General features: G+C 75.7%; 4 protein-coding genes. All 4 read left to right on the top strand.

What is annotated here, in order from left to right; all coding sequences use genetic code 11:
- The first annotated feature begins 14 nt into the window (after positions 1-14).
- From WMF43_RS46305 to WMF43_RS46320, 4 genes are read left to right on the top strand one after another with little or no spacing between them, the layout of a single operon-like run.
- Positions 15-245, top strand: coding sequence for an MbtH family protein (locus tag WMF43_RS46305; RefSeq protein WP_437675099.1), 231 nt, complete (start codon positions 15-17; stop codon positions 243-245).
- Positions 242-1,255, top strand: a complete 1,014-nt coding sequence (locus WMF43_RS46310; RefSeq protein WP_437675101.1) for a TauD/TfdA family dioxygenase — start codon at positions 242-244, stop codon at positions 1,253-1,255. The genes WMF43_RS46305 and WMF43_RS46310 overlap by 4 nt, the downstream gene beginning before the upstream one ends.
- 9 nt (positions 1,256-1,264) lie before the next feature.
- Positions 1,265-9,193: an amino acid adenylation domain-containing protein gene (locus WMF43_RS46315; protein WP_437675103.1), complete on the top strand. Its 7,929-nt coding sequence runs from the start codon at positions 1,265-1,267 to the stop codon at positions 9,191-9,193.
- 3 nt (positions 9,194-9,196) lie between these two features.
- Positions 9,197-15,610, top strand: coding sequence for an amino acid adenylation domain-containing protein (locus tag WMF43_RS46320; protein WP_437675105.1), 6,414 nt, complete (start codon positions 9,197-9,199; stop codon positions 15,608-15,610).
- Positions 15,611-15,614: the final 4 nt, after the last annotated feature.

Raw genomic sequence — 15,614 nt, forward strand, 5'->3', positions numbered from 1 at the left:
GAACGGAGGACCCCATGGCGAACGAAGAACAGGAAGACAACACCATTTACAAAGTCGTCGTGAACCACGAGGAGCAATACTCGATCTGGCCCGAGTACCGCGAGAACCCCCTCGGCTGGCGCGACGCGGGCAAGAGCGGCCCGAAGGCGGAGTGCCTCGAGTACATCAAAGAGGTCTGGACCGACATGCGTCCGCTCAGCCTGCGCAAGCACATGGCGGCGCAGGCGGAGGGCAGGTCGTCGTGATCGACGCGGGCGCGCTCTCCTCGAGCGAGGCGCCGCGGGCCGGGGCGGACGGGCTCTCGCGCTCGTATTTCCCCGGCGCGGCGCTGCCGCTCGTCGTGAGCCCGCTCGGGCGCGCCGCCGCGCCCGAGCTCGCGGCCGCGGTCCGGGCGTGCGCGGAGCAGGAACTCACCGCCCGTGGAGCGGTGTTGTTCCGCGGCTTCCCGGTCCGCTCGCTCGCCGACTTCGAGGGCTTCGTCAAACGTATCACCCCGGATCTCCTCGATTACACCTTCGGCTCCACGCCGCGCTCCCGCCTCGAGGGCCAGATCTACACGTCGACGGAGTACCCCGCTCACCAGCACATCCCGCTCCACAACGAGCAGTCGTACACGCTCGAGTGGCCTCTCAAGATCTGGTTCCACTGCGCCGAGGCCGCGCCCGAGGGGGGCAGCACCCCGCTCGCGGACAGCCGCGAGGTCTTCCGGCGCATCCCCGCGCCGATCCGGGAGCGCTTCGCGGCCAGGAAGGTCATGTACGTGCGCAATTACGGCAATGGCCTGGACGTGCCGTGGCAAAAGGTGTTTGGCACGACCGACCGGGGCGAGGTCGAGCGCTTCTGCGCCCAGGCCGGGATCACCTGCGAGTGGAAGGACGACGGCGAGCTCCGCACGCGCCAGGTCTGCCAGGCCGTGGCCGCCCACCCGCGGACCGGAGAGCAGGTGTGGTTCAACCAGGCCCACCTGTTCCACGTCTCCAACCTGGATCCCGCGGCGCGGGAAGGGCTGCTCGCGGTCTTCGCCGAAGACGACCTGCCCCGCAACGCGTTTTACGGCGACGGCTCGCCCATCGAGGGCGCCGTGCTCGACGAGATCCGCGGCGTGTATTCGCGGCTCGCCGTGGAGTTCGCCTGGCAAGCAGGGGACGTGCTGCTCGTCGACAACATGCTGGTGGCGCACGGCCGCGCGCCCTTCCGCGGCCCGCGCAAGGTCCTTGTCGCGATGGCCGAGCCGTACCGGGCTCCGGCCCACTGAGGTTCTTTCATGGCTGCTGACGACGTCTTTGTCTTCCCGATGAGCTCCGCCCAGGAGCGGCTCTGGTTCCTCGCCCAGCTCGAGCCGGAGAGCGCCTCGTACAACCTGGCCGCCGCCGTGCGGCTGACCGGCGCGCTCGACGTCGGGGTGGCGGAGCGGTGCGTGGCCGAGATCGTGCGCAGGCACGAGATCCTGCGCACCACGTTCGACGTCGTCGACGGCGAGCCGTCCCAGATCGTCCGGCCGGACGGCGCGGCGCGGCTCGAGCGGGTCGACCTGACCGGCTCGCCCGAGGGGCAGCGCGACGAGCAGCTGCGGCGCCTCATCCAGCGCGAGGCGCGGCGCCCGTTCGACCTCGCGCGCGGCCCGCTCCTGCGGCTGCTCCTCGCGCGGCTCCAGCAGGACGAGCACGTCCTCGTCTGGGTGGTCCACCACATCGCCTTCGACGGGTGGTCCACGGGCCTCGTCCTCGGGGAGTTCGCCGCGCTCTACGCGGCGTTCGCCGCGGGCGCGCCGTCCCCGCTCCCGGACCTGCCGCTCCAGTACGCGGACTTCGCGCACTGGCAGCGCCAGCGGGTGGCGTCGGGCGCGCTCGCCCCGCAGCTCGCCTTCTGGACCCGGCGGCTCGCCGGGCAGGAGGCGCTCCTGGAGCTGCCGACGGACCGGCCGCGGCCGGCCATCCAGCGCTACCGCGGCGCGCGGTACTTCTTCCGGCTGCCCGGCGCGCTCGCCGACGACCTGCGCGCCCTCGCGCGGCGGGAGGGCACGACCCTCTACGCGGCGCTCGTGGCGGGGTTCCAGGCGCTGCTCTCGCGGTACACGGGGGCGCTCGACGTCAGCGTGGGCACGCCGGTGACGAACCGGAGCCGGGCCGAGCTCGAGGGGCTCGTCGGCTGCTTCGCCAACACCGTCGTGCTCCGGACCGACCTCGCCGGCGATCCGACGTTCGCGGCGCTGCTCGGGCGGGTGAACGAGACGGTCCGCGAGGCCCAGGCGCACCAGGAGGCGCCGTTCGACAAGGTCGTGGAGGCCGTGCGCCCCGCCCGCGATCTGAGCCGCGCGCCGCTCTGCCAGGTGCTCTTCGCGCTGCAGCCCGCGCTGCGCGGCGCCCCCGAGATCCCGGGGCTCGGCGTGAGCCTGCTCGACCTCGACGTGGGCGGCGCCCAGCTCGACCTGTCGCTCGAGGTGGCCGTCGACGAGGGCGGCCTCGCCGGCGCGGTCGAGTACGACACCGACCTGTTCGACCAGGCCACGATCGAGCGCCTGACCGCGCACCTCGCGCGGCTGCTCGAGGGCGCCGCCGCGAACCCGGCGGCGCGCCTGTCCGAGCTGCCGATGATCTCGCCCGAGGAGCAGCGCCGCGCGCTTGGGTGGGGCGCGGCCGCGGGCGCGGGCGCGGGCGCGCTCGCAGGCGCGGCCGCGGAGGCCCCTGCGGGCGCGGCCGCGCACGTCGCCGCGGCGCCGGACCACGCGCCCCGCGCCGTGCACCGGAAATTCGAGGCGCGGGCGGCGCTCGCCCCCGACGCGGCGGCCGTCGTCCACGAGGAGCGGTCGATCACGTACGGGGAGCTCGACCGGCGCGCCAACCAGCTCGCGCAGCGCCTCCTGCGGCTCGGCGTGGGGCCCGAGGTCCGCGTGGGCGTGTGCCTGCCGCGCTCCATCGAGATGATCGCCGCGGTGCTCGGGGTGCTCAAGGCCGGCGGCGCCTACGTCCCGATCGACCCGAACACGCCGCGGGAGCGCGCCGCCGCGATGATCGCCGACGCGGGCATCGGCGTCGTGGTGACCGGGCGCGACGCGCCGGAGGCGCTGCCCGCCGGCCCGGAGCTCGTCCGGCTCGACCCCGGCTGGGCCTCCCTCGGCGGCGAGCCCGAGGCGCCGCCGGCGGGGGAGCCGGCGCCCGAGCAGGCGGCGTACATCCTGTATACGTCCGGATCGACGGGCGTCCCCAAGGGCGTCGTCGTCCCCCACCGGGCGCTCGCGGGCTTCGTCGACGCCGCGGCGGCGCTCTACGAGATCGCGCCCTCGGACCGCGTGCTGCAGTTCGCGTCGCTGAGCTTCGACGCGAGCGCCGAGGAGATCTTCCCGTGCCTCGCGCGCGGCGCCGCGCTGGTGCTGCGCACCGAGGTGATGCTCGAGTCGCCGCAGCGCTTCCTCGACGCGTGCGCGGCGTGGGGCGTCACGGTGCTCGACCTGCCGACCATGTACTGGCACCGCCTGGCCCCGGAGGTCGCCGCGGGGCTCGCGGTGCCGCCCGGCCTGCGGCTCGTGATCATCGGCGGCGAGGCGGCCCTGCCCGAGCGCGTGAGCGCCTGGCGCGCCGCCGTGACGCCGCGGGTGCGCCTCTGCAACACGTACGGGCCGACCGAGGCCACGGTCGTGGCGACCGCCTGCGATCTGACGGCCGCCGGCGCCGGCGATGCCGTCGCGGTCCCCATCGGCCGGCCGATCGCGAACGCGCGGGCCTACGTGCTGGACGCGGCGGGGCAGCTCGCGCCCGTGAGCGTCGTCGGCGAGCTGTACCTGGGAGGCCAGGGGCTCGCGCGCGGCTACCACCGCCGCCCCGATCTGACGGCGGAGCGCTTCGTGCCCGACCCGTTCGCGACCCGGCCCGGCGAGCGGCTCTACCGCACCGGCGACCGCGCGCGCTTTCGGGCCGACGGGCAGCTCGAGTTCGCCGGCCGCGTGGACCACCAGGTGAAGCTGCGCGGCTTCCGGATCGAGCTCGGCGAGATCGAGGCCCGGCTGGCCGAGCAGCCCGGCGTGCACGAGGTGGTCGTCGTCGTGCGCGACGACCGGCGCGATGAACGGTCCGACGAGCGCCGGCTCGTGGCCTACGTCGCCGCCGGGCCGGGCGTCGAAGCCGAGCAGCTCCGGCGCGCCCTGCGCGACCAGGTGCCCGACTACATGGTGCCGTCGGCGTTCGTCCTGCTCGACGAGCTGCCGCGCACGCCCCACCGCAAGATCGATCGCCGCGCGCTGCCCGCGCCGCGGCTGGACGGCGCCGGCGAGCCCGCGGCCCCGCGGACCGAGGCCGAGGCGGCCCTCGCCGGGATCTGGGCGGAGCTCCTGCGCCGCGATGCGGTCGGCGTCCGGGAGAACTTCTTCGAGCTCGGCGGCGACTCGATCCTCGCGCTCCAGGTCGTCGCGCGCGCGCGCGCGGCGGGCCTCTCGATCGCGCCCCGGCAGATCTTCCAGCACCAGACCGTCGCCGAGCTGGCCGCCGCGGCCACGGCGGCCCCGTCCGCGAGCGCGGCGGCCGAGCCGCTCGCGGGCGACGTGCCGCTCACGCCCGTCCAGCGCTGGTTCTTCGAGCACCTCGGGCAGCACCCGCACCACTGGAATCAAGCGGTGCTGCTGGAATTGCGCGCGCCGGTGGCCCTGGAGGTGCTCGAGGCCGCGGTCGCGGCCGTGGCGGAGCATCACGACGCGCTGCGGTTGCGGTTCACCTGCGAGGGCGGCGTGTGGCGGCAGCGCTACGCGGACGCTGGGGGCGCTGCGGGCGCGACGGTCGTGCGCGTGGACCTCTCGGCGGTCCCCGCCGCAGCGCAGGCGGCGGCGCTGGCCCGCGCGGCGGGGGAGCGGCAGGCGCGGCTCCATCTGGCCGACGGGCCGCTGCTCTGCGCGGTGCTCTTCGACCTCGGCCACGGTCGACCCGGCCGCCTGCTGCTCGCCGCCCATCACCTCGTCGTCGATGCGGTCTCGTGGCGGATCCTGATCGAGGATCTCCAGACCGCCTGCCTCCAGCGCGCGGCCGGCGAGCCGTGCCGGCTGCCCGAGAGGACCGTCGCGTTCGGGTCCTGGGCTCGCCGCCTCGCGGCGCACGCGTCGTCCGAGGGCGTGGCGCGGCAGGCGGACGTGTGGCTCGCCGACGTGGACCGGCCGGCGGCGCCGCTCCCGGCGGACGACCCGGCCGGCTCCGGGCTCGAGGGCGCCACCGTGCGCCGCACCGACCGGCTCGACGAGGCCGAGACCCGCGCGCTGCTCGAGGCGACGCCCGCGTACCGGACGCGGGTCGACGAGCTGCTGCTCACCGCCCTCGCCGGCGCGCTCGCGCAATGGACGGGGGACAGCGCCGTGCTCGTCGAGCTGGAAGGCCACGGGCGCGACGCGCTCGCCGACGCGGACGTCTCGCGCACGGTCGGGTGGTTCACGAGCCTCTACCCCGCGCGGCTCCAGATCCCGCCCGGCGCCTCGTGCGGCGAGGCGCTCAAGGCCGTGAAGGAGCAGCTGCGCGCCGCCTCGCGCGCCGGGGCCGGCCACGGCCTGCTCCGTTACCTCGGCGAGGGCGAGCGCGCGGCCGCGCTCCGGGCGCAGCGCGCGCCCGAGGTGAGCTTCAACTACCTCGGGCAGTGGGACGACGTGTTCGCGTCGAGCCCGCTGTTCGCCCTCGCCGACGGCGATCCCGGCGCCGAGCGCGATCCGCGGGCGCCGCGGGGGTACGCGCTCGAGGTCGACGCGGCCATCGTCGGCGGCCGCCTCCAGATCACGTGGAGCCACAGCGCCGCCCGGATCCGGCCGGAGACGATCCAGCGGCTGAGCGAGGACTTCGCCGCCCGGCTGCGCGACCTCACCGCCCACTGCCGCAGGCCCGACGCGGGCGGGGTCACGCCGTCGGACTTCCCGCTCGCGCGGCTCGATCAGCGCCGGCTCGACCGCCTGGTCGGGCCCGGCCGCGACGTCGAGGACGTGGTCCCGCTGAGCGCGCTCCAGCAAGGCCTCCTGTTCCACAGCCTCTGGGAGCCCGGCACCGGCGTCTACGTCGAGCAGGTGACGTGCCGGCTGCTCGGGGCGCTCGACGCGGACGCCTTCCGCCGGGCCTGGGAGGCCGTGGTGGAGCACCACGGCGTCCTGCGCTCCACCTTCGCGTGGGAGGGCGCCGACGAGCCGCTCCAGATCGTGCGGCGCGCGGGCGCGGCCGCGGCGGTGGAGCTCGAGCTCGAGGACTGGCGCGGCGCCGGGGCCGAGGAGCAGCGGGCGCGGCTCGCCGCGCGGATCGAGGCGGATCGCGCGCGGGGCTTCGACCTGGCCCGCGGCCCGCTGATGCGCCTCGCGCTGCTCCGCGTGGGGGACGAGGCCCACGTCGTGCTGTGGAGCCACCACCACCTGCTCCTCGACGGCTGGTCCGCGGCGCTCGTGCTGCAGGACGCCTTCGCCGCGTACGACGCCCTGCGCGCCGGCCGCGCGGCCGCGCTGCCGGCCCGCCGGCGTTACCGCGAGTACATCGCCTGGCTGCGCGAGCGCGACGCGAGCGCCGAGGAGCCGTTCTTCCGGCGCGCGCTCTCGGGGTTCGGCGCGGCGACGGCGCTGCCGCTCGAGCGCGTGCCGCCGGCGGAGGGGGCGGGCGGGTACGGGGCGAAGACCGCGGCCCTGTCGGAGCCGGCCACGGCGCGCCTCGTGCGCTTCGCGCAGCAGCACCACGTGACGGCGAGCACGCTGGTCCAGGCCGCGTGGGCGCTCGTGCTCAGCCGGGCCGCCCGGAGCGACGACGTGCTCTTCGGGATCACGGTCGCCGGGCGGTCGGCCCCGCTGCCGGGGATCGAGTCCATGGTGGGGCTCTTCATCAACACGTTGCCCCTGCGCGTGGCCGTGCCGCCGGCCGCCACGGTCGTCGGCTGGCTGCGCGACCTCCAGGCGACGACCACCGAGCTCGGCCGCCACGAGCACACGCCGCTCGCGCAGGCGCGGGCGTGGAGCGCCGTCCCGGCGGGACAGCCGCTGTTCGAGAGCCTGCTCGTCTTCGAGAACTACCCCGCCGATCCCCGGACGCAGGAGGGCCTGCCCGGGCTCGCGGTCCGCGACGTCGCGTTCGCGGACCAGACCAACTACCCGCTCACCCTCGGGGTCCTGCCGGGAGGCCAGCTCCAGCTGCGCCTCTCGTACGACCGGCGGCGCTTCGACGAGGAGGGCGCGACCGCGCTGCTCGGCCTCGTGGAGGCGGCGCTGCGGCAGCTCGTCGGCCGCCCCGAGGCGCGCGTGGGCGAGCTGTCGCTGCTCGGCGAGATCGAGGCGCGGCGCGTCGCGACCGAGTGGAACGCGACCGAGCGCGCCTACGGGGACGAGCGGCCGGTGCACGAGGTGATCGAGGCGCAGGCGGAGCGGACCCCCGACGCGGTCGCGGTGATCTTCGAGGAGCGGCGGCTGAGCTACCGGGAGCTGAACGCGCGCGCCAACCAGGTCGCGCGCGCGCTCCGGCGGCGCGGCGTGGGGCCGGACGGGCTCGTGGCCATCGCGGCGGAGCGCTCGGTCGAGCTCGTGGTGGGGCTGCTCGGCATCCTCAAGGCGGGCGCGGCGTACGTGCCGATCGACCCGGAGTACCCCGCCGAGCGCATCGCCTTCATGCTCGAGGACGCGGGCGCGCCGGTGCTCGTGAGCCAGTGGCCGGTGGCCTCGCGCCTGCCGGCGCACCGCGCCGAGGTGCTCTGCCTGGACGCCGATCGCGCCGAGATCGACCGGGAGCCGGCGGGCAACCTCGCGGCGCCGGTGTCGCCGGAGAGCCTCGCTTACACGATCTACACCTCGGGCTCGACCGGGCGGCCGAAGGGCGCGGGCAACAGCCACCGCGGCCTGCTCAACCGGCTGCGCTGGATGCAGGAGCGCTACGGGCTCACCGCGGCCGATCGGGTGCTCCAGAAGACCCCGTTCAGCTTCGACGTCTCGGTCTGGGAGTTCTTCTGGCCGCTGATGACCGGCGCCGCGCTGGTCGTGGCCCGCCCCGGCGACCACCGCGACGGCGAGCGGCTCGTGGAGCTCATCACCCGGCACGGCGTGACCACGCTGCACTTCGTGCCGCCGATGCTCCAGGCGTTCCTGGAGACGCCCGAGGTGTCGTCGTGCCGGTCGCTGCGGCGGGTGATCTGCAGCGGCGAGGCGCTCCCCTCCGAGCTCGCGCGGCGGTTCTTCGAGCGGCTCTCGGCGGAGCTCCACAACCTCTACGGCCCGACCGAGGCGTCCATCGACGTGACCGCCTGGGCGTGCCGGCGGGGCGACGCCTCGGCGTCGGTGCCGATCGGACACCCGATCGCCAACACGCAGATCTACCTGCTCGACCAGCACGGCCAGCCGGTGCCGGCGGGCGTGGCCGGGGAGCTCTACATCGGCGGCGTCGGGCTCGCGCGCGGCTACCACCGCCGCCCCGAGCTGACCGCGGAGCGCTTCGTGCCGGATCCGTTCGGGGCCGCGCCGGGCGGGCGGCTGTACCGGACCGGGGATCTCGCCCGCTACCGGCCCGACGGCGCCATCGAGTTCCTCGGCCGCATCGACCACCAGGTGAAGATCCGCGGCCTGCGCGTGGAGCTCGGCGAGATCGAGGCGCGGCTGCTCCAGCACCCGGACGTCCAGGAGGCCGTCGTGGTCGCGCGCGACGAGGCGCACGGCGGCAAGCGCCTCGTCGCGTACGTGGCCGGGCGCGACGGATCGGCGCTTGATCCCGAGGCGCTGCGCGGCTGGCCGGAGGCGCTGCGCGCCTGGGTCGCCGAGGCGCTCCCGGCGTACATGGTGCCGGCGCCGATCGTCGTTCTGGAGCGGCTGCCGCTCTCGCCGAACGGCAAGGTCGACCGCCGCGCGTTGCCCGCGCCCGAGGCGGCGGCGCTCGGCCATCGCCCCTACGTCGCGCCGCGGACCGAGGCCGAGCGCATCCTCGCGGACGTCTGGGCCGAGGTGCTGCACCGCCCGCAGGTGGGCGCCCACGACAACTTCTTCGAGCTGGGCGGCGACTCGATCGTCACGCTGCAGGTCATCGCGCGCGCCGCCCAGCGCGGGCTGCGCCTCTCGCCCAAGCTCCTCTTCGAGAACCCGACCGTGGCCGAGGCCGCGGCGCAGCTCTCCGTGTCGGCCGAGCCGCCGCCGGAGCCCGCGCCGCCGCCGGCCCCCGAGACCCCCGACGCCGGCCTCTCCGCGGAAGAGTGGAGCGATCTGCTGGACGAGCTCCAGAGGTGAACCGTGTCCAAGAAGCCTGATCCCTCGGCCAACATCGAGAGCGTTTATCCCCTCTCCCCGATGCAAGAGGGGATGTTGTTCCACACGCTGCTCCGCCCCTCCTCGGGCGTGTACCTCATGCAGAACCGCTACCGCATCGAGGGCGATCTGCGGCGGGACGAGTTCGTCGCGGCCTGGCGGGACGTGGTGGCGCGGCACTCTATCCTGCGCACCTCCTTCGTCTGGAAGAGCCAGAAGCGCCCGCTCCAGGTCGTGCACCGGGCGGTGGAGCTGCCGTTCGACGTGCTCGATCACCGCGGCCTCGCCGGCGAAGCCCAGGAGGCGCGCCTCGCCGCGGAGCTCCGCGACGAGCTCGATCGGGGCCTCGATCTCGGCAAGGCGCCGGTGATGCGCCTGCGCCTCGTCCAGCTGGACGACCGGACGTTTGAGCTCGTGCACAGCTTCCACCACATCCTCCTCGACGAGTGGTGCACGTCGAGCCTGATGATGGACTTCCTCGCCCACTACGAGGCCCGGGTGCGGGGCGAGACGCCCAACCTGCCGCCGGCGCGCCCCTACCGCGATTACATCGACTGGCTCGCGCGGCAGGATCGAGAGGCCGCGGAGGCGTTCTGGCGGGCCGCGCTCAAGGGCCTCGCGGCGCCGACGCCGCTCGGGTTCGAGGAGCGCTCCGCGCCGGCGGGGGCCGCGGACGCCGCGGACGCCGCGGATCACGGCGAGATCGCCGACCTCACGGTCCGGCTCGGCAGGGAGCCCACGGCCGCGCTGCGCGCGCTGGCCCAGCGGCACCGCCTCACGCTCAACACGATCGTGCAGGGCGCCTGGGCGCTGCTCCTCAGCCGTTACAGCGGCGAGCCCGAGGTGCTCTTCGGCGTCACCGTCGCCGGGCGCCCCCCGGAGCTGCCCGGGGTCGAGTCCATCCTCGGCCTCTTCATCAACACGCTGCCGCTGCGCGTCCCGGTCCCCGCGGAGCAGCCGCTCCTGCCGTGGCTCGCCGCGCTCCTCGAGAAGAACCTCGGGCTGCGGCAGCACGAGCACACGCCGCTCGTCGACGTCCAGCGCTGGAGCGAGATCGAGCGCGGGCAGCCGCTCTTCCGGAGCCTCTTCGTGTTCGAGAACGCGCCGGTCGACCCCGCGCTCCGCGAGGGGCGGATCGTCTTCCGGGTCGCCGACGTCCGCGACCGCGTCCACACGAACTACCCGCTCACGATCATGGCGTGGCCGGACGTGGAGCTGCCCCTCAAGCTCTCCTACGACCGGTCGCGCGTCCGGCCCGAGCTCGCCGCGCGCCTGCTCGGCCACCTCCGCGCGCTGCTCGAGGGCATGGCGGCGAACCCCGGCGCGCGCCTCGGCGACCTGCCGCTGCTCACGCCGGCCGAGCGGCAGCAGGCCCTCGTCGCGTGGAACACGACGCCCGCGCCCGAGGAAGACCTCTCCTCCTACGCCGCGCGCTTCCGCGCCCAGGTCGCGCGCACGCCCGACGCCGTCGCGGCGACCTGCGCGGAGGAGCGGCGCACGTACGCCGCGCTGAACCGCGAGGCGAACCGCGCGGCGCACGCGCTCATCGCCCTGGGCGTCGGCCCCGAGCAGCGCGTGGCGCTGCTCGACGACCGGGGCCTCCCGCTGCTCACCATGATCCTCGCCGTGTTCAAGGCCGGCGGCGCCTACGTGCCGATCGACCCCACCTACCCGGCCGAGCGCGTCGCGCAGATCCTCGCGTCGAGCGAGCCCCGCGTCGTGCTGACGCGCGAGCGGCACCGCGGGGCTTTGGAAAGAGCCTTTGCGTTGCTGCCCGAGCCGCTCCGGCCGGCGATCGCGACGCTCGAGGCGATCGAGGCGACCGAGGGCGCCCCCGGCGACGCCGCGTCCGACGAGGACCCGGAGGAGCGCGGCGGCGCCGAGAGCCTCGCCTACGTCATCTACACGAGCGGCTCCACCGGCGTGCCCAAGGGCGCGATGGTCGAGCGGCGCGGGATGCTCAACAACATGCTGAGCAAGCTCCCGCGGCTCGGCCTCGCGGCGGGCGACGTCATCGCGCAGACGGCGTCGGCGTGCTTCGACATCTCGGTCTGGCAGCTTTTGACCGCGCTGCTCTTCGGCGGCGTGGTCGACATCGTGCCCGACGAGATCGCGCGCGATCCGGCCCGCCTGCTCGAGCACCTCGAGCGCCGGGGGACCGCCGTCGTCGAGGTCGTCCCCGCCGTGCTCCAGGGCATGCTGGACGCGGCCCGCGAGCACCCCGCGCCGCCCGCGCTCGCGCGGCTGCGCTGGGTCTTGCCGACCGGCGAGGCGCTCCCGGCCGCGCTCGCCCGGGCCTGGCTCGATCGCTACCCCGCGGTGCCCCTCATGAACGCCTACGGGCCCGCGGAGTGCTCGGACGACGTCGCGCTGCACGCGATCGCGGCGCCGCCCGCGGCGCACGAGGCGCACGTGCCGATCGGGCGGCCTGTCGACGGCCTCCGGCTCTACGTCCTCGATCCCCTGCTCGCCCCGGCGCCGGTCGGCGTGTGCGGCGAGCTGTACGTGGGCGGCGTCGGCGTCGGGCGCGGCTACCTGGGCGACCCGGGGCGCACCGCCGCCGCGTTCCTCCCCGACCCGTTCAGCCAGGCGCCGGGGCGCCGGCTCTACCGGACCGGGGATCTCGGCCGCTACCGCGACGACGGCACCATCGAGTTCGTCGGCCGGCGGGACCACCAGGTCAAGCTGCGCGGCTACCGCATCGAGCTCGGCGAGATCGAGGCGCGGCTCGCCGAGCACCCCGCCGTGCAGGAGGCCGTGGTGGTCGTCCGCGAGGACCGGCCCGGCGTGAAGCGGCTCGTCGCCTATGTGGCCGCAGGCGCTCCCGCGCCGTCCGGCGAGGCGCTGCGCGCGTGGCTCGCGGCGCGCCTGCCCGAGTACATGGTGCCGACGGCGTTCGTGCTGCTGCCGGCGCTCCCCCGCACGCCGAACGGCAAGGTGGACCGGCGCGCGCTGCCCGCCCCCGAGGCCGGCGACGCGCTCGATCACGTGGCGCCGCGCACGGCGACCGAGGAGCTGCTCGCCGGGATCTGGGCCGAGGTGCTCGGCGTGGAGCGGGTCTCTGTCGAGGACTCGTTCTTCGACCTCGGCGGCCACTCGCTGCTGCTGACGCAGATCCTCTCGCGCGTGCGCCGCGTGCTCGACGTCGAGCTCCCGCTGCGCGCGCTCTTCGAGACGCCGACCGTGGCCGCCCAGGCGCGCGCGGTGGAGGCGGCCCGGCGCGGCCCGGCGTCCACGCCGGCGCCGCCGCTCGTCCCGGGGCCGCGGGGCGGCCCGCTGCCGCTCTCCTTCGCGCAGGAGCGCCTCTGGTTCCTCGCGCAGCTCGAGGAGACCGCGGCGTCCTACAACGTCCCGGCGGCGGTGCGCCTGCTCGGCCCGCTCGACGTGGCCCGGCTCGAGCGCAGCTTCGCCGCGGTGGTCCACCGGCACACGTCGCTGCGCGCCACGTTCGTGGACGAGGGCGGCCGGGCGGCGGTGGTCGTGCGCGACGCGCTGCCGGCGGCGATCGCGGTCGTGGATCTCGCCGGCGTGCCCGAGGCGTCGCGCGAGGAGGAGGCGCGGCGCCTGCTCGAGGAGCAGGCCAGCCGGCCCTTCGACCTGACCCGCGGGCCGCTCTTCCGGATCGCGCTGCTGCGCCTCGCCGAGCGCGAGCACCTCCTGCTCGTCGTCCTCCACCACATCGTGTCGGACGGCTGGTCGATGAACGTCCTCGTCCGCGAGGTGACGGAGCTCTACGCCGCCGACGCGGAGGGCCGCGCCGCGGCGCTGCCGTCCCTGCCGATCCAGTACGCCGATTATGCGCGGTGGCAGCGCGCCTGGCTCGCGGGCCCGGCGCTCGATCAGCAGCTCGCGTACTTCCGGCAGCGGCTTGGCGCCGAGCCGCCGGTCCTGCGGCTGCCCGCCGACCGGCCGCGCCCCGCCGCGCGCTCGTACCGCGGCGCCCGCCTCGCGTTCGAGCTCTCGCGCGAGCTCTCCGAGGGGCTCGGCGCGCTCGCGCGCGCCCAGGGCGTCACCTCGTTCATGCTGCTCCTCTCCGCATTCCAGGCGCTGCTCTCGGGCTACAGCGGCCAGACGGACCTCTGCGTCGGGACGCCGATCGCGGGCCGCACGCGCGTCGAGGTCGAGGGCCTCATCGGGCTCTTCGTCAACACGCTCGTGCTGCGGGCGGACCTCGGCGGGGATCCGCGCTTCACCGACGTGCTCGCGCGGTCGCGGGAGGAGGTGCTGGCGGCGCAGGCGCACCAGGACCTGCCGTTCGAGCGGCTCGTGAAGGCGCTCCGGCCGGCGCGGGACCTCGGGAATACCCCGCTGTTCCAGGTGATGTTCTCGCTCCAGGAGGCCCCGCGGCGCGCGCTGCCGCTCGCCGGCCTCGAGCTCCGGCACGTCGAGGTGGATCCGGGCAGCGCCCAGTTCGACCTGTCGCTCCACATGGCGAGCGCGCCGGAGGGGCTGAGCGGCTCGTTCGAGTACAGCACGGAGCTCTTCGAGGAGCGCACGATCCGCCGCATGGCGGACGACCTCCGCGCCCTGCTGGAGGCGATCGCGGCGCGGCCGACCGCGCGGCTCGGCGAGCTGCCGCTGCCGGCGCTCGCGCTGTCGCCGACCGAGGCCACGCCGCGCGCCGGCGTGGCCCTCGAGGGCGCGCCGCCGACCGAGGCCGCGCCGCCGATCGATCCCGCACCGCAGCTCGACGAGTCAGGAGCGCGCCTCGACGCCGCGCCGGACGCTGCCTCCGCGGCGGCCGTCGAGGCGCAGCTCGCCGAGATCTGGGCCGCGGTGCTGGGCCGCGAGCGCGTCGGCCGCGACGACAACTTCTTCGAGCTGGGCGGCGACTCGATCCTGAGCCTCCAGGTCGTCTCCCGCGCGAAGCAGGCCGGCCTGCGCGTGACGGCGCGGCAGATGTTCCAGCACCAGACGCTCGCCGCGCTGGCCGCGGCCGCGAGCGCCGCCTCGTCCGCCGCGGCGCCCGCCGGGGAGGAGCCGGCGACGGGCGACGTCCCCCTGACCCCGATCCAGCGGCGGTTCTTCGCGCGCGATCTGCCGAACCCCCACCACTGGAACCAGGCGCTCCTGCTCACGATCGCGGAGCCCCTCGCCTGGCCGGCGCTTCAGACCGCGGTGCAGGCGCTCCTCGCCCATCACGACGCCTTGCGGCTGCGCTACGTGCCGGAGGGGGCCGGCTTCCGCCAGGCGCACGCGCCCGGCGAGATCGACGCCGCCGTGCACCGGGCGGACCTCGCCGGCGTGCCCGAGGCCGAGCAGCCGCGGGTGCTCGAGGCGCACGCGGCCCGGTGGCAGGCCAGCCTGGACCTGACGACGGGGCCGCTGCTCCGCGTGGTCGCGTTCGACCTCGGGCCGGGCCGGCCGGCGCGCCTGCTGCTCATCGCGCACCACCTCGTCGTCGACGGCGTCTCGTGGCGGATCCTGCTCGACGACCTCCAGACCGCCTACGACCAGGCCCGGCGCGGCGCGCCGGCGCAGCTGCCCGACCGGACCACCTCGTTCAAGCGGTGGGCCGAGCGCCTCGAGGCCGCGGCGCAGGACGCCGCCCTCCAGGAAGAAGCGGCCTTCTGGCTCGGGCTGCCCTGGGATCGGGTCGCGCCGCTCCCGGTCGACGATCCCGCCGGGGATCGCGCCGAGTCGACCATGGCCACGCTCAAGGTGGCCCTGAGCGGGGCGGAGACGCGGTCGCTGCTCGAGGCGGCGTCCGAGGCGTACCGGACGCGCGTCGACGAGCTCCTCCTGGCCGGGCTGGCCCTGGCCCTCGGCCGGTGGACCGGGCAGCGCGTGGTCGCGGTCGAGGTCGAAGGCCACGGGCGCGAGGGGCTCGACGGCGAGGAGCTCGACCTCTCGCGCACCGTCGGCTGGTTCACGACCGCCTACCCGGTGGTGCTCGACGTCGCGCCGGACGCTGCGCCGGGCGCGGCGCTCAAGGCGGTCAAGGAGCAGCTCCGCCGCGTCCCGAGGCGCGGCCTCCCGTACGGCGCGGTGCGCGAGCTCGGCGCGGGCGCGATCGCGGACCGGCTGCGCCGCCTGCCCGCGCCGGGCGTCGGGTTCAACTACCTCGGGCAGTGGGATCAGGTGCTCGGCGCGGGCGCGCGGTTCTCCCTGGCCGCGGAGTCGCCCGGCCCCGAGCACGACCCGCGCAGCCCGCTCGCGTACGAGATCGAGATCGACGCGGCCGTGTACGACGGCCGGCTCGACGCGACCTTCCGTTACAGCGCCGCGCGGTACCGGCGCGAGACGGTGGCGGAGGTCGGCGCGCTCTTCCGCGACGCCCTGCGGGAGCTGATCGCGCACTGCCTGTCACCCGACGCGGGCGGCTACACGCCCTCGGACTTCCCTGACGTCGCGCTCGCGCCGAACGAGCTCGACTCCATCTTGGAACGACTGGACTGAAGCC

This window comes from Sorangium sp. So ce131 (assembly GCF_051519095.1).
Lineage (GTDB): Bacteria > Myxococcota_A > Polyangia > Polyangiales > Polyangiaceae > Sorangium.